This is a genomic window from Pandoraea horticolens (assembly GCF_902459555.1).
In the GTDB taxonomy this organism is placed as follows: domain Bacteria; phylum Pseudomonadota; class Gammaproteobacteria; order Burkholderiales; family Burkholderiaceae; genus Pandoraea; species Pandoraea horticolens.
The window spans coordinates 39587-57940 of the sequence record NZ_CABPSM010000025.1 but is presented as its reverse complement, the minus strand read 5'-3'; the positions used below and the strand labels follow the sequence as shown (position 1 = coordinate 57940).

18 protein-coding genes are annotated in these 18354 nt (G+C 64.0%); 9 read left to right on the top strand and 9 right to left on the bottom strand.

Annotated features, from left to right (window positions below; genetic code table 11):
- Window positions 1–26: 26 nt before the first annotated feature.
- Window positions 27–911 carry an NAD(P)-dependent oxidoreductase gene (locus PHO31112_RS25240; protein WP_246178558.1) on the bottom strand — a complete coding sequence of 295 codons (885 nt, stop codon included), beginning with the start codon at window positions 909–911 and terminating at the stop codon, window positions 27–29.
- A gap of 7 nt (window positions 912–918) precedes the next feature.
- Entirely contained in the window at window positions 919–2040 is a 1122-nt protein-coding gene (locus tag PHO31112_RS25235) for an ABC transporter substrate-binding protein (protein ID WP_174995883.1), read from the bottom strand.
- Between the two features lie 329 nt (window positions 2041–2369).
- Here PHO31112_RS25235 and PHO31112_RS25230 point away from each other — a divergent pair, with 329 nt between their 5' ends.
- A complete protein-coding gene (locus PHO31112_RS25230; protein WP_150624209.1) occupies window positions 2370–2861 on the top strand; it encodes a hypothetical protein in 492 nt (163 codons plus the stop codon).
- Here the strand turns inward: PHO31112_RS25230 and PHO31112_RS25225 are convergent.
- The gene (locus tag PHO31112_RS25225; RefSeq protein WP_150624246.1) at window positions 2849–3790 is read right to left on the bottom strand and encodes a CysB family HTH-type transcriptional regulator; all 942 of its coding nucleotides are present in this window, start codon (window positions 3788–3790) and stop codon (window positions 2849–2851) included. The two genes, PHO31112_RS25230 and PHO31112_RS25225, sit on opposite strands and share 13 nt — an antisense overlap.
- Window positions 3791–3923: 133 nt before the next feature.
- On the opposite strand from PHO31112_RS25225, the gene PHO31112_RS25220 reads away from it, so the two are divergent.
- The 5 genes from PHO31112_RS25220 to cobA all read left to right on the top strand — a co-directional run bounded on the left by PHO31112_RS25220 (window position 3924) and on the right by cobA (window position 8800).
- Window positions 3924–4700: a sulfite exporter TauE/SafE family protein gene (locus tag PHO31112_RS25220; protein ID WP_150624207.1), complete on the top strand. Its 777-nt coding sequence runs from the start codon at window positions 3924–3926 to the stop codon at window positions 4698–4700.
- A gap of 105 nt (window positions 4701–4805) precedes the next feature.
- On the top strand, window positions 4806–5522 hold the full coding sequence (locus PHO31112_RS25215; RefSeq protein ID WP_150624244.1) for a phosphoadenylyl-sulfate reductase: 717 nt from the start codon (window positions 4806–4808) through the stop codon (window positions 5520–5522).
- Window positions 5523–5662: 140 nt separating this feature from the next.
- Window positions 5663–6610 (top strand): sulfate adenylyltransferase subunit CysD, encoded by a 948-nt coding sequence (gene cysD, locus PHO31112_RS25210; RefSeq protein ID WP_010804375.1) that lies wholly within the window; start codon window positions 5663–5665, stop codon window positions 6608–6610.
- Window positions 6611–6710: 100 nt separating this feature from the next.
- On the top strand, window positions 6711–8012 hold the full coding sequence (locus PHO31112_RS25205) for a sulfate adenylyltransferase subunit 1 (RefSeq protein ID WP_150624205.1): 1302 nt from the start codon (window positions 6711–6713) through the stop codon (window positions 8010–8012).
- A 2-nt stretch (window positions 8013–8014) separates the two neighbouring features.
- Window positions 8015–8800, top strand: coding sequence for a uroporphyrinogen-III C-methyltransferase (cobA, locus tag PHO31112_RS25200; protein ID WP_150624242.1), 786 nt, complete (start codon window positions 8015–8017; stop codon window positions 8798–8800).
- A gap of 111 nt (window positions 8801–8911) precedes the next feature.
- On the opposite strand, the gene PHO31112_RS25195 is transcribed toward cobA, so the two are convergent.
- The 3 genes from PHO31112_RS25195 to lptF are packed head-to-tail and all read right to left on the bottom strand — an operon-like array spanning window position 8912 to window position 11569.
- The gene (locus tag PHO31112_RS25195) at window positions 8912–9292 is read right to left on the bottom strand and encodes a sirohydrochlorin chelatase (protein ID WP_150624203.1); all 381 of its coding nucleotides are present in this window, start codon (window positions 9290–9292) and stop codon (window positions 8912–8914) included.
- A 10-nt stretch (window positions 9293–9302) separates the two neighbouring features.
- A complete protein-coding gene (gene lptG, locus PHO31112_RS25190) occupies window positions 9303–10442 on the bottom strand; it encodes an LPS export ABC transporter permease LptG (RefSeq protein ID WP_150624201.1) in 1140 nt (379 codons plus the stop codon).
- Entirely contained in the window at window positions 10442–11569 is a 1128-nt protein-coding gene (lptF, locus tag PHO31112_RS25185) for an LPS export ABC transporter permease LptF (RefSeq protein ID WP_150624199.1), read from the bottom strand. Before lptF ends, lptG begins: the two co-directional genes overlap by 1 nt.
- A gap of 91 nt (window positions 11570–11660) precedes the next feature.
- Here lptF and PHO31112_RS25180 point away from each other — a divergent pair, with 91 nt between their 5' ends.
- The 3 genes from PHO31112_RS25180 to PHO31112_RS25170 are packed head-to-tail and all read left to right on the top strand — an operon-like array spanning window position 11661 to window position 13947.
- Complete coding sequence (locus tag PHO31112_RS25180; RefSeq protein WP_150624197.1) at window positions 11661–13172, top strand: leucyl aminopeptidase; 1512 nt, start codon at window positions 11661–11663, stop codon at window positions 13170–13172.
- A complete protein-coding gene (locus PHO31112_RS25175; protein ID WP_150586950.1) occupies window positions 13169–13585 on the top strand; it encodes a DNA polymerase III subunit chi in 417 nt (138 codons plus the stop codon). The genes PHO31112_RS25180 and PHO31112_RS25175 overlap by 4 nt, the downstream gene beginning before the upstream one ends.
- Window positions 13586–13587: 2 nt before the next feature.
- Window positions 13588–13947, top strand: coding sequence for a DUF2486 family protein (locus PHO31112_RS25170; protein ID WP_174995880.1), 360 nt, complete (start codon window positions 13588–13590; stop codon window positions 13945–13947).
- A gap of 55 nt (window positions 13948–14002) precedes the next feature.
- Here PHO31112_RS25170 and PHO31112_RS25165 read toward each other — a convergent pair whose 3' ends face one another.
- The 3 genes from PHO31112_RS25165 to ilvD (PHO31112_RS25155) form a co-directional block, all read right to left on the bottom strand.
- A complete protein-coding gene (locus PHO31112_RS25165) occupies window positions 14003–14371 on the bottom strand; it encodes a c-type cytochrome (protein ID WP_246178557.1) in 369 nt (122 codons plus the stop codon).
- A 200-nt stretch (window positions 14372–14571) separates the two neighbouring features.
- A complete protein-coding gene (ilvD, locus tag PHO31112_RS25160; protein WP_150624193.1) occupies window positions 14572–16245 on the bottom strand; it encodes a dihydroxy-acid dehydratase in 1674 nt (557 codons plus the stop codon).
- 231 nt (window positions 16246–16476) lie between these two features.
- A complete protein-coding gene (ilvD, locus tag PHO31112_RS25155) occupies window positions 16477–18345 on the bottom strand; it encodes a dihydroxy-acid dehydratase (protein ID WP_150624191.1) in 1869 nt (622 codons plus the stop codon).
- Window positions 18346–18354: the final 9 nt, after the last annotated feature.

Here is an 18354-nt window from a genome sequence, read left to right as displayed (position 1 = left end):
CGGCCACAAGCCCGCCTCGCCGGGATTTAGTGAACTTGCTGCTGCCCCTCCAAAACGCGCAGCAGCGACGAGGTGTCGTCACGGCCCCAGCCGTTCTCCATCAACACGGACAACTGCCCCTTCACCAGTGTCAGCGCGGGCAGTGATAGCCCCGCGTCAGCCACCGCATCCAGAATCATCGAGAAATCCTTGTCGTGCAGACGAGCTTCGATCCCCGCCACAAAATCCCGATGCGCCATCTTGGGGCCCATCATGTCGAGCATTCGACTGCCCGCCAGCCCGTCCGAAATCGCCTCGATGACCTTGTCCTGATCCACACCATTACGCGCCGCGAACAGCATCGCTTCCGCAATGCCCTGGATATTGATCACCTGAACGATCTGGTTGCAAGCCTTTGCCACCTGACCCGCCCCAACATCACCCACATGCGTGATCGTCGTGCCCAGAACCGACAGCAACGGCTTGACCTTATCGAAGACGTCGCCCGACGCCCCGACCATGATCGACAGTGTTGCGTCTGCCGCGCGAGTCGGCCCGCCAGACACGGGCGCATCCACGAACTGAATGTCGTGGCGCGCCAGACGCGCCGCCATGCGCCGCGTCGCCTCCGCCGAAATCGTGCTGTGATCAATGCAGATCGTGCCCGCACGCGCCTGATGCACCACGCCCTGCGCGCCGAGCAATACCTCTTCCACGTCTTGCGTGGTCGTCACGTTGGTGACGACAAAGTCGGCCTGCGCTGCCGCCTGCGCGGGCGTGGCGAACACCTTCGCCCCTTGCTCGACGAAAGGCGCAGCGGCCTCGGGCCGGCGTGCGTACAAGTGCAACCGATGTCCCGCAGCCATCAGGTGACGAACCATCTGGCCACCCATCGCGCCTAGCCCGATAAACGCTACGGTGTATGTCGCCATGCCGCGATCAGTCCGAGACATAGACGAACTTGCCGTTCTTGATCTGACCCATCACGCCGGCGCGCTGATCCAGCCCCACGTGATCCTGCGGGCTCAGATTCATGATGCCGTTCGGAATCGCAAGATTGTGCGTGGACTCAAGGGCGTCTCGAAGCGCCGCGCGGAATGCCGGTGTGCCGGGGGCCGCCACTTTTACGGCGCGCGGCACGGCATCGTTGAGCAGATCCCACACGCCATAGGCGTCGGCGGCGAACTGCGTGACAGTGTCGGTGCCGTACTTCGTCTCATACTTCTTCGTGAAGGCCAACGCCGCCGCGCGCGCCGGATGCCCAGCCGGCAACGTCTTGGCGACAACCCCCGGCTGCGTCGGGAACAGCGTGCCTTCCACATCCTTGCCGCCCACGCGCACGAAGTCGTAGGTCGCGATGCCGTGTGTCTGGTAGATCTTCCCGGTGTAGCCGCGCTCCTGCAGCGTGCGCTGTGGCAGTGCGGCCGGGGTGCCTGATCCGGCAACCAGAATGGCGTCCGGCTTGCTCGACATCAGCTTCAGGACCTGGCCCGTGACGCTCGTGTCCGTCCGGTTGAAGCGCTCCTGGGCCACGATCTTCAGCTTGCGCAGTTCGGCAAACTTCGAGAATTCCTTCCACCAGCTCTCGCCATACGCGTCGGCGAAGCCAATAAAGCCCACCGTCTTGATACCGTGGTTCGCCATGTAGCGCGTCATCACGTCGGCCATGGCGGAATCGTTCGCCGCCATCTTGAACGCCCAGCGGCGCTTGGCGTCCTGCGGCTCCACGGCCACGGCTGAACCGATCAACGTGATCATCGGCGTCTGCGCCTCCGAAATCGGATCGAGCATGGCCAGCGCACTCGGCGTGATATTCGGGCCCACGATCACGTCGACCTTGTTTTCGCTAATGAGCTTGCGCGCGTTCTTCACGGCCGTGCCAGGGTCGGAGCCGTCGTCGAGAAAGAGGTAGTGCGCCTTCTGCCCGCCAATCTGGTCGGGCCAAAGCTGCATGGCGTTCTTGCTGGCAATGCCGATGGCGGCCGCCGGGCCGGTCGACGAAAGATCGATGCCGACGGTGATGTCGGCGCGGGCCGCCGACGCAACGCCGGTCAGGGTCATGGCAAGCAGCACGCCCGACAGATGGATGGCACGAAGAGGTGAGCGCATGAGGTCTCCTTTTGAGCGAATCGCGTAAGCATACCGCACAGCTTCAGTTCGGCTAGCGAAGAAAAATAGTCTCCGGCTCACCGCGTCCGACAGCACCGTGTGGGGCGCGCACGCAGGGGATTTCCCGATTCGGGCGCGGCCGCGTCAGGCCGGGAACGCGCTGGCACGGGCCCGGTCTTTGCCTGCGTGCCGCCGTGGAGCACACGTCGTCGGCGGGCATCGCCCGAGACGGTGTTTCGCGGCGGCGCATCCCCCTGGAAATTCGATGGAGTTTTTCAAGTATGACGTTCTTTTCCCGAGTCCCTGTCTCGTCCCAACTCGTGAGCCTGAGTGAAACCGTGGCGGCACGTTGCAGCCCGAGTGCACGAAACCATCAAGGTCGCGTCACGATGGGTTCGTTCCGGCACCTGTTCAAGGCGATCAAGAATCTCAACATGCGCTCGTTCTCCGCGTCCGATAACACGCCGGAAACGCAGTTTCGATACGCCTACATTTGCTCGACGCTGCACGACCTCAGAGCGACCCACCTTCACCATCCGCAAAAGCGGGTCAAGGTCGAGAAGATCCAGCAGGCATTCAACGAGGTGATGCGGGGAGACCCGGGCAAACGCCCCGCAAAACGAGCAGGGGCGCCGGTGACTCACTATCTCAGAGGGCTCAGAGAAGATGCGCGCGTCAATTTCGCGGCGGAATTCGATGGCGTTCACTGCGCCGAAAGGGCCCGCCAGCATGGGCGGCCGCTTTGCGGCGCGTCAAGACTTCAAAGCTCGTAACTCTCGTGTTCGCCGCGCAGTGCCTGCTCGACCAGCTTGCGGGTCAGAATCGGCGACAGTAGTTCAACCATCGTGAAGACATATCCACGCAGATAGGCACCCTGTTTCAGCGCGACGCGAGTCACGTTCGTGCCGAACAGATGCCCGACATGGATGGCCCGGAGACTGCGGTCGCGCTCCGGGTCGAATGCCACCCCCGCCAGAATCCCCACGCCCAGCCCTAGCTCCACATATGTTTTGATGACGTCCGCGTCGATAGCCTCGAGCACGATGTCCGGCTGTACGTGACGCAGCGCGAACGCCTGATCGATCTTGGCGCGTCCGGCGAACTGGGGGTCATAGGTAATCAGCGGGTACTTCGCCAGATCCTCGATGCCGACGGACGGCAATTGCAATAGCGGATGATCCGGCGGCACCACGGCCACGTGCTGCCACTGATAACAAGGCAGCGACACCAGATCCTTATAGCCGGCGATCGCCTCGGTCGCGATGGCCAGATCGGCCTGATCGTGCAACACCATTTCAGCAATCTGCGTCGGGCTGCCCTGCAGGATCGAGAGCCGCACCTTCGGGAAACGCTTCTTGAATTCGGCCACTGCATGCGGCAGCGAATATCGGGCCTGCGTGTGCGTCGTGGCAATCGTCAGGCTGCCCTGATCCTGCGCAGCGTAATCTTTGCCGATCCGCTTGAGGCTTTCCACCTCTAGAAGGATTCGTTCGACGGACTCGAAGATGATGCGCCCGGGCTCCGTCAGATTACGGATGCGCTTGCCATGCCGGGCAAAGATGTCGACACCAAGCTCTTCTTCCAGCTCGATGATGGCCTTGGAGACCCCCGGTTGGGAGGTAAATAGTGCCTTGGCGGCCTCCGTCAGGTTGAAATTCTGACGAACGGCCTCGCGTACAAAACGGAACTGGTGCAAGTTCATTTGTATAACTTTAGAAAATATACAAACAATTTTTAATTCGTTTGAAGTATATAGCGTTTTCATTACAGTGGGTGCCACTGTTTCGATAACGTTATTCCCGTCAGGCATTTAGCACCCATCAGGAGCGTCGTACATGTCGCTGTGGCTCGAACCCCTTTCCGGATTTGGCGTCGGCCTGCTGGTCGGCCTGACCGGTGTAGGCGGGGGCTCGCTCATGACGCCATTGCTCACGCTCTTGCTTGGCTACGCTGCACCGGTCGCCGTGGGGACGGATTTGGCGTTTGCGGCGATTACAAAGAGCTTCGGCACGGTTGCGCACCGTTCGCACGGGCATGTGAAGTGGCACATCGTGCGCCGGCTCACGCTCGGCGCGCTGCCGGCGGCGCTGGTGACCATCCTCTTCCTGAAACGGCTGGGGGGCATCGACGATGCGGCGCTGCACGTCATCAAGCTGACGATTGCCGCTTCGGTCCTGCTCACGGTGCTCTCGCTGCTGTTTCGCGCGAAGCTGCTGTCCGCGCTGCGTGCGCACCCGAACCGGCAGTTGACGGGCCGCCCGCAAGCAGTTGCCACCGTGGTGGTAGGCGCGCTGATCGGCGGGCTCGTGACGATTTCCTCGATTGGCGCCGGTGCCGTTGGCGCGACGCTGATCCTGATGTTGTACCCGCAATTGGAACCGGCCGAAGTCGCCGGTACCGATATTGCCTACGCGGTGCCGCTGACAGCCATTGCCGCACTGGGCCATATCTGGCTCGATACGGTGCACTGGGCACTGCTCGGCAGTCTGTTGATCGGCTCGCTGCCCGGGATCTGGCTGGGCGCGAAGCTCACCCGTCACTTGCCCGAGCGCATTGTGCGCGGGGCCCTGGCGGCAACGCTCACGCTCGCGGCAGTGAAACTGGTCGGCTAACACTCCCACAGACAATAAGGAGTTCGCGAAATGCGAAACGAATCCCGCTGGGAACCCACCCCGGCCGCCGTGCCGTCGAATGCGACCGATGCCGAGCGTCAGGACATGGCGCTGCTCGACGAAATGGAAGCGGTGCTGGCAGAGCGCTTGGCACGCATTGCGGGTTCGCATCGCAACGTGAAGTTTGCCAGCAGCCTGGCCGCCGAAGACATGCTCATCACGCACGTGATTCTGCGCCAGCAACTGCCGATCACGGTCTTCACGCTCAACACCGGCCGCTTGCATGCGGAGACCCTGGGCATGATCGACCGGATCAAATCGCGCTACGGCTACGACGTTGTGCAGTATGCACCGCAAGCGGACGCCGTTGAGCAATACGTGACCAAACATGGCGCGAACGCCTTCTACGAGAGCGTGGACCTTCGCAAGGCGTGCTGCCAGATTCGCAAGGTCGAACCGCTCGGCCGCGCGCTCGCCGACGCCGGCGCCTGGCTCACCGGCCAGCGCCGTGAGCAGTCGGTCACACGCGAAGAACTGGCATTCGCCGAACAAGACGACGCCCGCGGCATCGCCAAGTACAACCCGCTCTTCGACTGGACGGAAGCGCAAGTATGGGCGTATCTGACAGCGCGCGACGTCCCGGTCAATCCGCTGCACGCGCGCGGCTACCCGAGCATCGGCTGCGAGCCGTGTACCCGCGCCATCCGCCCGGGCGAAGACAGCCGGGCAGGGCGCTGGTGGTGGGAGTCGCGCGACAGCAAGGAATGTGGCCTGCACGCCGGCAACCTGAACAAGATCCCCGTCTCGGTGCAGTCGAACTGAGCGCCGCGGGCAAAACGCTTGCGCGTCAGTTGGATCATGCGATCAGGCAAAGACATATGACGATGCGACGCCCCTGAGTGGCGGCACGTCGTGGCAATTCGAATCTCGGAAATCTCGGAATCGTCAAGGAAGGGAACACTATGGGTGCGATGCACGAAGTCGCGCAGGCCAATGGCTCGCGAATGGATCATCTGGACTGGCTCGAAGCCGAATCGATGTACATCCTGCGCGAGGTCGTGGCGGAGTGCCGCAAGCCCGCGCTGCTGTTCTCGGGCGGGAAGGACTCGGTCGTGGTGCTGCACCTGGCGCTCAAGGCCTTCGGCCTCGGCCCGAACCGCAAGACGGTGCTGCCGTTCCCCCTGGTACACATCGACACCGGCCACAACTATCCGGAAGTGATTGAATTCCGCGACCGTCACGCCAAGGCCCTGGGGGCCGAACTGATCGTGGGGCACGTGGAAGACTCGATCCGCCGCGGCACGGTTCGTCTGCGTCGCGAGACCGATTCGCGCAACGCGGCCCAGGCCGTGACGCTGCTCGAAACGATTGCCGAACACGGCTTCGACGCCATGATCGGCGGCGCTCGCCGCGACGAAGAGAAGGCCCGTGCAAAAGAGCGCATCTTCTCGTTCCGTGACGAATTCGGTCAGTGGGACCCGAAGGCCCAGCGCCCCGAACTGTGGCACCTGTTCAACGCACGGCTGCATGGCGACGAGCACCTGCGTGTGTTCCCGATTTCGAACTGGACCGAGCTGGACGTGTGGCAATACATCGCTCGCGAGAACCTCGACCTGCCGTCGATCTACTACGCCCACGAGCGCGAAATCGTGCGCCGCAACGGGTTGCTCGTGCCGGTTACGCCGCTCACACCCAAGCAGGACGGCGAGTCGAGCGAGACGGCGTCGGTGCGTTTCCGTACCGTTGGCGACATCAGTTGCACCTGCCCGGTGGCCAGCGTTGCCGGGAGCCCGGTGGAGATCATCGCCGAGACGGCCGTGACCGACATTACGGAGCGTGGCGCCACGCGCATGGACGATCAGACGTCCGAGGCAGCGATGGAACAGCGCAAGAAGCAAGGGTATTTCTGAGGCGCCCAACGACCGCCTTTCTCCCTACGTTCAGAGACACCGGCCCGCCGGGTGCGCAGATTCGCCGCACTCAGGGCCACGCAATCGAGTTGAAGAGATCATGAGCCTCACCCCGCATCAGGAAGACCTCGGCGTGCTGCGTTTCATTACGGCAGGCAGCGTCGACGACGGCAAGAGCACGTTGATCGGCCGCCTGCTGTACGACAGCAAATCGGTGCTGACCGATCAACTCAGCGCGCTCGCTCGCGCCAAGCACAAGCGCACCGCCGGCGAAGACATCGACTTCTCGCTGCTCACCGACGGCCTCGAAGCCGAGCGGGAGCAGGGCATTACCATCGACGTCGCCTATCGCTACTTCACGACTGCACGCCGCAAGTTCATCATCGCGGACACGCCGGGTCACGAGCAGTACACCCGCAATATGGTTACGGGGGCCTCGACGGCGCACGCCGCTATCGTGCTGGTCGATGCCACGCGCGTGACCGAAGTCGGCGGCCGCACCGAGTTGCTCGCCCAGACCAAGCGTCACAGCGCCATCGTCAAGCTGCTCGGCTTGCAACACGTGATCGTGGCCATCAACAAGATGGATCTGGTCGACTACAGCGAGACGACGTTCGACTCGATTCGCGCCGCCTATCTCGAACTGGCGCAACTTCTGGGGCTCGAAGGCGTACGCTTCGTGCCGGTTTCCGCGCTCAAGGGCGACAACATTGTGTACGCGAGCGAGCGCATGCCCTGGTATCAGGACGAGCCGCTGCTCGACCTGCTCGAAGCGCTGCCGGTCGCCCAATCGGGCGGCGAACTGCGCTTCCCGGTGCAACTGGTGGCGCGTCAGGATGGTTCGCACGCCGATGACTTCCGTGGCTACATGGGACGCGTGGAGTCGGGTTCGGTGCGTGTCGGTCAGGCGCTGCGCGTGCTGCCGGCCGGCCGCTCGGCGAGCGTCGCCGAGATCGTCGGGCCGCGCGGCCTGCTCGAGGAAGCCTTCGCCGGGCAGTGCGTGACGATCCGTCTGACCGAGGATGTCGATGTGTCGCGCGGCGATACCTTCGTGGCCGCCGAATCGGCGCTCGCACCGTCGCGCAAACTGTCCGCCGACGTCTGCTGGTTCGACGAAGACGCGCTCACGCCGCAGCGCAAGTACCTGCTCAAGCAAGCGACCAGCACGGTGTACGTGAAGATCGGCAGCGTGGACACGGTACTCGACGTGAGCACGCTCTTGCACGGTACGGATAAGACCACGCTTGCCATGAACGACATCGGTCGCGTGCAGTTGAGTCTGCAAAAGCCGGTGGCTGCCGATACGTACGACGAGAACCCCGCCACGGGCGCGTTCGTGCTGATCGACGAGGCCACGCACCACACCGTGGCTGCGGGGATGATTCGCGCACTGGCGGCGTAATGATGGCGACTTCTTCGCAAGCCGGTCAGGCATCGGGCAAGGTCTATCTCGTCGGGGCAGGTCCCGGCGCAGCCGATCTGATTACCGTACGTGGCGCGCGACTGCTGGCGCAGGCCGACGTGGTGCTTCACGACGCGCTCGTCGAGCCGGAGATGCTCGCGCTGTGCGCACAGGCCAAGCGGATCGCCGTCGGCAAGCGTTGCGGCAAGCACTCGAGCGCTCAGCACTTCATCAACAAGCAGTTGATCGATCACGCCCGCACCCACGCGCTGGTGGTGCGCTTGAAGGGCGGCGATCCGATGCTGTTCGGCCGCGCAGACGAAGAACTGCGCGCGCTGGAGGCGGCGGGTATCCCCGTAGAAGTCGTACCCGGTATCACGGCCGCGTTGGCCAGTGCGGCGGCGCTTGGGCGTTCACTGACGCTGCGAGGCGTGGCCCGTAGCGTGGCCTTCGCAACGCAAAGCCGCGCGCCCGAGTCGGCGGAGATCGCGGCGCAGGCGTCGGCCGATTCGCTCGTCTATTACATGGGACGTGACAGCGCTCAGCGCATCGCGACGGAATTGATCGCGGCAGGCAAGCCGGCATCGACGCCCGTAGCGATCGTGGAAGCCGCAACGACGCCCCGCGAGCGGCGCGTGCGTCTTACGCTGGACGATGTCCGGCAGGGGTTGGCGGCGTCGTGGTTCGACGCGGCGCAGCCGAGCGTTCTGCTCATCGGCGAGGCGTTTGCACATGCCGATGCCGCCTCGTTGCACGATTGGGCGGCGCAGGCGGCGATGGCCGCCTGAACGAGATCGTCTCGGACCTCGCTTTCCGAGCGTCAATGCAAATACGGCGTCACAGTGGCCTGTGACGCCGTATTTTTATGCCTTGATGCAGCGCAGGCCGCCGTGTCGCGCTCAGTGGCCGTCGATCATCCTGCCGCAGTACTCGGCGAGGGCGTCGAGCACCTTGTCGTCTTCCCCGATGGCCGCACTCACGTGCAACGCGAGGCCGGGGTGTGCGGCGCGGCATGCGTCGGCGAGCGCGGGCAGATCGCGCCTCACATGACCGCCCTGACCCAGAAACACCGGCACCAGCGTAATCTCGGATGTTCCCTGCGATGCCATGTTGGCCACCGCGTCGGCAAGGTTCGGCGTCATCAGCTCAAGAAAGGCAAGCCGCACGTCGGCATCGGGACGCTGCGCACTCAGCTTGTCGCGCAGCCGCTCGAAAGGCTCTACCCAGCGCGGATCGCGAGAGCCGTGAGCGAACAGAATGACGCCGGGCTTGCCGTGCATGGCCTGTACCTCAGTGCTTGTCCACCCAGCGCAACGCGGCGATCGCGAGCACCAGATAGAGCAACGATGGTAGCGCCGCCGTGAACCACGCCGGCCAAGTGTTGAGCAGGCCCAGATGCGAGAACAGATTGTTGAGCAACTGGAAGCTCATACCGAGCATGATTCCGCCGAACACCTTCAGGCCGATGGCCCCGGCCCGCGCGTGCAGGTAGGCGAACGGCAGCGCCAGCGCCATCATCACGAAGACGGCAAACGGGTATAGCAGCTTCTGCCAGAGCGCGAGGTTGTACCGGTCGGTGTTCTGCTGGTTCTCCTTCAGGTGGCCGATGTACTGGTACAGACTGCCGATGGCCATGTTGTCCGGCGAGACCATCAGTACGGACAGAATCTGCGGCGTGAGTTCCGAGCGCATCTGCACCGTTTCGATATGCACCTGCTTGCTCTGCACCAGAGCGCGCAACGGGTCGTTGCTGACCGTGGCGTCGCTCGTTGCGCTGATGACCGTTTCGGACACATCGGTCAGCTTCCAGAAATTCGGTGCCTCGAACTGCCCCAGCTTCGCCAGCCGTACGCTGTCGAGTCGCAGCTTGTCGTCGAACTCGTAGATGCGAACGTTGGCGATGGTGTTATCCGGGTTGAGCGTGCCCACATTGATGAAGCGGGTGACACGCGAGCCGTCCTGATCGACGGTGTCCTTGACCCAGACCCCGGAGCGAAAGCCGGCCGAGACCGAACTGCCCAACGCCTCCAGACGGATCTTCTGCGCGAGCTGCTCGGCGTTCGGCGCAACATACTCGCCGATGACGAAGGTGATGAGCACGATCGGGAAGCCGATTTTCAGCAGGGAACGCAGCGCCTGACCGGTTGAGAGGCCCGAGACGCGGAAGATCGTGAATTCCGAATTACCCGCCAGTTGCGCGCAGACATAGATGGCGGCAATGAGCGAGGCGACCGGAATGATTTCGTACATGCGCTGTGGAGCGAACAGCAGCACGTAAGCCAGGGCATGCTGGAAGCGGTAACCGCCGCGGCCGACGTCGCCCAATTCGCTCACGAGATCGAAGAAGACGAACAGACCGACGAACGCGAGCAAGACGAACAGGAACGCGAGATAGATCTGACGCGCGAAATATTTCTCGTAAATGCGCATCAGCGAGTTCCTCCCGATGCACGCACCCCGCCGGTGCCATTGTTGCGACGGCGGCCGAACAGCCCGCGGAATCGCACACGGCGCAAGTAAAGCAGCACGATGACACCGAGCGCCAGCGCGTGCAGTAACCAGACGCCGAGGGCCAGCGGTAAGCGCTCCTGCGCCACATACGCCTGCGACAGGCTAAGCAAGTTGGTGTACCCGAGATAGATCAGCACGGCCATGACCAGGTTGACCGTGCGGCCGTGGCGCGGGTTCTGATAGGCGAGCGGCACGGCGAGCAGCACGAGCGAGAGCGCGAGCAGGGGCAGGCCGATGCGCCAGACGATTTCGCCGCGGAAGATCGGATTCTGAATCTCACGGAACAGGCGCGTGGTCGGCACCCCCTTGGTCGGGGTGTTGTCGGTGTCGACCGCCGTCGGGTTGTCGATCTTCACGCCGTAGCGCTCGAACTCCATGACCCGGTAATCGGGCTGACCGGGTACACCGTCGTAGCGACGGCCTTTCTCGAGCACGATATAGCGGTTGCCGTCCTTGGCCGTCTCGATGTGGCCGTCTTTCGAGACGACCACATTGACCTTCCCGTTCTCGGTGCCCGAGACGAAGACGTTGTGGACCTTGGTGGTGTCCGGCGAGACCGTCTCGACGAAGAACACCCGGTGGCTCGCAGCGCTTTCGCGGAACTGGCCCGGCGAGATCATCGAGACATCGTCGCGCTGGGCAAAACGGGCTTCAAGGGTGGCGATCTGCAGATTCGCCCACGGCCACGCGACCAGCGCGCAGAACGTGATCACGGCCAGATAAGGCGTGGCAAAGCGCAGCACCGGCTTGACGAAGTTAGTGATCGACAGGCCCGAGGCAAACCACACGACCATCTCCGAGTCGCGATACCAACGGGTGAGGACGAACAGGATCGAGACGAATAACGTCACGATCAGAATGACGGCGAGGTAGCCGATTACGGCCAAGCCGATGAGCACGAGTACGTCGCGCGGATCGGCTTTCCCCGACGCGGCGAAGCCCAGGATGCGGATCATCATGGTGGTGAGCATGACGGTGATCAGCACCATGAAGACGGCCCCGGCGGTGTAGTTCAGCTCGCGCTGCAGGGAACGCTGAAAAATCATGTGATGGCGATTGGGGTGCTCTTGCGGTTGGGTGAGCGCGGAAAAAAGCGGATAATTGCGGCTCGTACGAATTTTACCCGAGGAAAGCGCGATGGACTTTAGCACAAAAGCCTTCGATTCGACCAAGGCAGGACAGGCCGACCTTGCCAACGCCAAGACGGAGTGTCTGGTGGTCGGCGTGTACGAGCAGCAGCCGCTCGCGGGGCTTGCCAAGGCGCTCGATGTCGCAAGCAAGGGCCTGCTGACACGCATGGTCAAGCGCGGCGAACTCAACGGCAAGCTCGGCAGCACGCTGATGCTGCACGAGGTCGCCGGATGGAGCCCGGCACGTGTGCTGTTCGTCGGACTGGGCCCTGAGGACAAGTTGACGCAAAAGGGTTTCAACGAAGCCACGCGCGCGGCCGTGCGCACGTTGCTCGCTTCGCGCGCCGCCGACGCCATCTGGACGCTGGCGCAAGCCAAGATCGCCAAGCAGGACATCGCCTGGGCCGTGCGCGCCTCGGTGCTCGCCCTGCGCGAGGCCACCTACCGTTTCGTTCAGATGAAGAGCAAGGCCGAACCGGCCACTACCGTGCTGAGCAAGGTCTACTTCGCGGTTGCCCGGGAAGACGAGAAGGCCGTCAAACTGGCGGCCAAGCGCGGCACCGCCATCGCTAACGGCATGGCGCTCACCAAGGACCTCGGCAACCTGCCGGGCAACGTGTGCACCCCGACCTATCTGGCCGGCGAAGCGCAGAAGCTCGCGCGCGAATTCAAACTCAAGTCCGAAATCCTCGGCCCGAAGCAGATCGAAGCGCTCAAGATGGGGTCGTTCCTGTCGGTGGCGCGTGGCTCGGTGCAGCCGCCGCGATTCATCGTCCTCAAGTACGAGGGCGGCGGTGCCAAGCAGGCGCCTATCGTGCTGGTCGGCAAGGGGGTGACCTTCGACTCGGGCGGCATCTCGCTCAAGCCGGGCGAAGGCATGGACGAGATGAAGTACGACATGTGCGGCGCCGGCTCCGTGCTGGGGACGATTCGCGCGGTCGCCGAGATGGGCCTCAAGCTCAATGTCATCGCCATTGTGCCGGCTACGGAGAATATGCCGAACGGTCAGGCGACGAAGCCCGGCGACGTGGTCACCAGCATGTCCGGCCAGACCATCGAAGTGCTGAATACCGACGCCGAAGGCCGCCTGATCCTGTGCGACGCGCTCACCTACGCGGAACGCTTCAAGCCGGCCGCCGTGATCGACGTGGCCACACTGACGGGCGCCTGCATCATCGCGCTCGGCCATGTGAACTCGGGTCTCTTCTCGAAGAGCGACGCCCTTGCCGACGAACTGCTCGCCGCAGGCCGCACGACGGGCGACACGGCGTGGCGTCTGCCGGTCGAGGAGGAGTATCAGGAGCAGCTCAAGTCGAATTTCGCCGACGTGGCGAACATCGGCGGGCGGCCGGCGGGCAGCGTGACGGCGGCCTGCTTCCTGTCGCGCTTCACCGAGAAGTATGACTGGGCTCACCTCGACATCGCCGGTACGGCATGGAAGAGCGGTGCGGCCAAGGGGGCGACAGGCCGTCCGGTGCCGTTGCTCACGCAGTTCCTGATCGATCGCGAGGCCCGGTGACCCGCGTCGACTTTCACACGCATGTGGCGAACCGGCTCGAATACGCTTGCCGGTTCGCGCGCAAGGTGTATGGGGCCGGGCAGACGCTCGTGGTCGTTGGCGAGCCCGACGTGCTGCGAGCATTCGATCAGGCGCTGTGGACGTTTTCGCCGCTGGAATTCGTGCCGCATTGCTTCACCCGCGACCCGCTCGCCCCGCAGACACCCGTAGTGCTGGCTGCTCCCGACGAGGAAGCTCAGCATCATCAGGTGCTGCTCAATCTGGCGGCCGGCGTGCCGACGCACTTTGCGCGTTTCGAGCGGGTGGTCGAGATCGTGGGCGGCACGCCGGACGAATTGTCCGGCGCCCGCGAGCGCTATCGCTTCTACCGTGATCGCGGCTACACCCTGAACAACTACGACCAGAGAGGCTGACCGTGACGAACGAGCCCGAGCGCACCGACCCCGGCATTCCCACGCTGACCGAAGTGCTCGCGCCTGGTGAAGCCACACCGTCGCCGCACGCGAGTGCCGTCGCCCCGGCGGTCGAGCACGGCGTGCCGGCCGATGTCGCGGTGTTTGCGGAGCGCGTAAGCGCCCGGCTCACGCTGCAACTGGCCGATGAAATCACAACGATGGTGGAGCGCCGCTGTCACGACGCGCTGATCGACCAGACCTCATGGCTGGTGCAACTGATCGGCAAACAGGTCGCCGACGCCTTGCAGGCGCAATTGCCGGACCGTATCCGGCAAGCGGTCATCGAAGAGGTCGCGAGGCAGGTTCGCTCACAAGGGTAAGGCTTCGGAGGCGGCGTGACGCGACGGTCACGGCCAACGCCATCGGACTGACAGCTTAACGCGCCATGCCGAGAATCCAGCGGGCCAGACGGGTCGCCTCGTCCGGGGCGACCTGCGGGCTCGCGGGCATCGGAATGCTTCCCCATTTGCCGTGACTGCCGTCCGCAATGGAACGCGCGATCTCCTCGGCTGCACCGGCTCGCCCGGCGTAGCGCTTGGCGATATCCCGGTAGGCCGGGGCGAGCAACCTACGGTCGGTGGCATGACACGTCATGCAATTGCGCTCGCGGGCGAGCTTCTCCATCGCCTGCGCGTCCGACGTTTCGGCGGCCAGCGCGCTCGTCTGCGCGAGCGCGGTGCCTGCCGCAATCATTAGCCAAGCCCCGAGCGTCGCACTGGCGGACTTGCCGGCAAATTCCTTCATTTGAGACTCGTATCCGGAGAGTGGTGGGGGAAGTCTGGCAGCAATATAGCATTGGTCTGCGGGTCGCCTGGTCGTTGCTGCCAAGCGCGACAGAACGACGCCGGCGAGTGGGTCTATGGCCCCTCTCGCAAACGCAGGCGACGCTGCCTGCCAGCAATTCCTGCACGGCCTCGTGTGCCGTGACGGGGGCGCGGCCGGAATCAGCCTGTAGCGCCGCCCTTGTTGGCCGGTTGAGCCAGCGCCGCGTACTTCGCCAGAACCCCTCGCGTGTATCGCGGCGCCGGTGCTTTCCACGCCGCGCGCCGCCGTGCGAGTTCATCGTCCGGCACATTCAGTTGCAACAACAGCTTGTGCGCATCGATGGTGATCGAGTCGCCTTCGTGCACGAGGGCGATGGTGCCGCCGACGAATGCCTCCGGTGCGACGTGTCCGACCACCATGCCCCACGTTCCGCCCGAGAACCGGCCGTCGGTGACGAAGCCGACCGTCTCGCCGAGCCCCTTGCCGATGATGGCCGAGGTCGGCGCGAGCATCTCCGGCATGCCCGGACCACCCTTCGGGCCGAGATAGCGCAGCACGAGAATATCGCCCGCCCGGATCTTGTCGCTGAGGATCGCTTCCATCGCGCTTTGCTCGTCGTCGAACACGCGCGCCGGACCGGTGATCACCGGATTCTTCAGGCCGGTGATCTTCGCGACAGCGCCATGCTCGGCCAGATTGCCCTTGAGGATGGCGAGGTGACCTTCCTTATAGAGTGCCTTGTCGATCGGGAAGATCACGTGTTGATCGGCGCGCGGCACCGACGGCACGTCCTTCAGTTCTTCGGCAAGGGTCCGGCCGGTGATCGTCAGGCAGTCGCCGTGCAGCAAACCGGCGTCGAGCAGGATCTTGAGCACTTGCGGAATGCCGCCAGCCTTGTGCAGATCCGTCGCCACATACTTGCCCGACGGCTTCAGATCGCAGATGACCGGCACGCGCGCACGAATGCGCTCGAAGTCCTCGATGCTCCATTCGACATCGGCGGCGTGCGCGATGGCGAGATAGTGCAGCACGGCGTTGGTGGAGCCGCCCGTGGCCATGATGAGTGCCACGGCGTTCTCGATGGACTTGCGGGTGATGATGTCGCGCGGCTTGATGTCTTTCTTGACGGCTTCGATCAGCACCCGTGCCGATTCGGCGGCAGAGTCGACCTTTTCCTGATCGGGGTTGGCCATCGTCGACGAATACAGCAACGACATGCCCAGCGCTTCGAACGACGAACTCATCGTGTTGGCCGTGTACATGCCGCCGCAGGAGCCTGTCGACGGACAGGCGTTCTTCTCGATGCCCTTGAAATCGGCCTCGGTCATGCGACCGGCCGTGAACTCGCCCACGGCCTCGAACGACGAGACGATGGTGAGATCCTTGCCCTTCCAGTTGCCCGGCTTGATGGTGCCGCCGTAGACGTAGATGCCCGGTACGTTGATGCGCGCCAGCGCAATCATCCCGCCCGGCATGTTCTTGTCGCAGCCGCCAATCACAACTACGCCATCCATCCACTGCCCCTGCACGGCAGTTTCGATACAGTCGGCGATGACTTCGCGAGAGACGAGCGAGTACTTCATGCCCTCCGTGCCCATCGACATGCCGTCGGAAATGGTCGGGGTGCCGAAGGTCTGCGGATTGGCCTGATGGGTCTTGATGGCCTCGACGGCGGCGTCGGTGAGGCGTTGCAGCCCCGCGTTGCACGGGGTGATCGTCGAGTGGCCGTTGGCCACACCGATCATCGGATTGTCAAAATCTTCTTCCTTGTAGCCCAGCGCGTAGTACATCGAGCGGTTGGGCGAGCGGGCCACGCCTTGCGTGACATTTCGCGAACGACGGTTGAATGCCATGACGGTCTCCTGTGGGGATGTGCCACGCCACCGGCTACCGCAGCGTTGCGCACAAACGTTGTTGTATCACGCTGTCATGCTGGCGGCATGGCGAAAATTCGACCACGCCGCCGGGTGTCGTTGCTGCTGCACCGTTACGTCACTTCATGGCGAATCTTGCGCGGGAGCGGCCGGTCATTGCACTTTCCGAGCCGCCGCTCCCTTGCAAACCCGTCGTTGCCGATCGAAGGATCAGCCGCGCTTGCCCAGTTTCAACTGCGACAGGTCGCGCACGGCGCCGCGGTCGGCCGAGGTGGCCAATGCCGCATACGCCTGCAAGGCCTGCGAGACGACGCGCTGACGATCCACAGGCTGCCACGCCTTGTCGCCGCGGGCTTCCATGGCGGCGCGGCGGCGGGCCAGTTCTTCGTCCGGCACGGCCAGGTGCATCTTGCGCTGGGTGATGTCGATCTCGATCACGTCGCCGTCTTCGACCAGACCAATGGTGCCGCCTTCGGCCGCTTCCGGCGAAGCGTGACCAATCACCAGACCCGACGAGCCACCCGAGAAGCGGCCGTCCGTGAACAGGGCGCAGGTCTTGCCCAGCCCCTTCGACTTCAGGTACGACGTCGGGTACAGCATTTCCTGCATGCCCGGGCCGCCCTTCGGGCCTTCGTAGCGAATCACGACCACGTCGCCCGGCTGAACCTTGTCGCCCAGAATGCCTTCGACGGCGTCGTCCTGGCTCTCGAACACGCGGGCACGGCCGGTGAAGACCCACTGCGACTCGTCCACGCCGGCCGTCTTCACGATGCAGCCCTTCTCGGCGAGGTTGCCGTACGGCACAGCCAGACCGCCGTCCTTCGTATAGGCGTGCGCCTTGTCGCGGATGCAACCGGTTTCGCGGTTCAGGTCGAGCGACGGGTAGGTCGACGACTGGCTGAACGCGATGGTCGTGGGTACGCCACCGGGGGCGGCGCTGTAGAACGTGTGCGCCCTATCCCCTGCACCGCCTGCCACGTCCCACTTGGCGATGGCTTCGCCGAGCGTGCCGCTGTGCACGTTGCCGCACGAGGTGTCGAGCAGACCGCCGCGCGCGAGTTCGCCCAGAATGCCGATAATCCCGCCCGCGCGATGCACGTCTTCGATGTGGTACTTGTCGGTCGCCGGTGCGGCCTTGCACAGGCACGGTACCTTGCGCGAGATGCGGTCGATGTCGGACATCGTGAAGTCGACACCGGCTTCCTGCGCGGCGGCGAGCAAATGCAGCACCGTGTTGGTCGAGCCGCCCATGGCGACGTCGAGCGCCATGGCGTTTTCGAAGGCGGCCTTGGTGGCGACGTTACGCGGCAGGACCGAGGCGTCGTCTTCCTGATAGTAGCGACGGCACAGATCGACCACGAGACGGCCGGCCTGCTCGAACAGGCCGCGGCGCCAGGCGTGCGTGGCGACGATGGTGCCGTTGCCCGGCAGGGCGAGCCCGATGGCTTCGGTCAGGCAGTTCATCGAGTTGGCGGTGAACATGCCTGAGCATGAGCCGCACGTCGGGCAGGCGCTGCGCTCGACTTCCGCGACTTCGGCATCGCTCACCTTCGGGTCGGCCGCCTTGATCATGGCGTCGATCAGGTCGATCTTGGCGATCACCTGTCCGTCGCCCGACTTGACCTTGCCCGCTTCCATCGGGCCGCCCGAGACGAATACGACCGGAATGTTCAGGCGCATCGCGGCCATGAGCATGCCCGGGGTGATCTTGTCGCAGTTGGAGATGCAGACCATGGCGTCGGCGCAGTGCGCATTGACCATGTATTCCACCGAGTCGGCGATCAGTTCGCGCGACGGCAGCGAGTACAGCATGCCGCCGTGGCCCATGGCGATGCCGTCGTCGACGGCGATGGTGTTGAATTCCTTGGCCACGCCGCCGGCCGCCTCGATTTCCTTGGCCACGACGGTGCCCAGGTCGCGCAGGTGCACGTGACCCGGCACGAACTGCGTGAAGGAGTTCACTACGGCGATGATCGGCTTGCCGAAGTCGTCGTCTTTCATGCCGGTGGCACGCCACAGGGCGCGGGCACCGGCCATGTTGCGGCCGTGGGTGGAGGTGCGGGAACGGTATTGAGGCATGATCGTCTC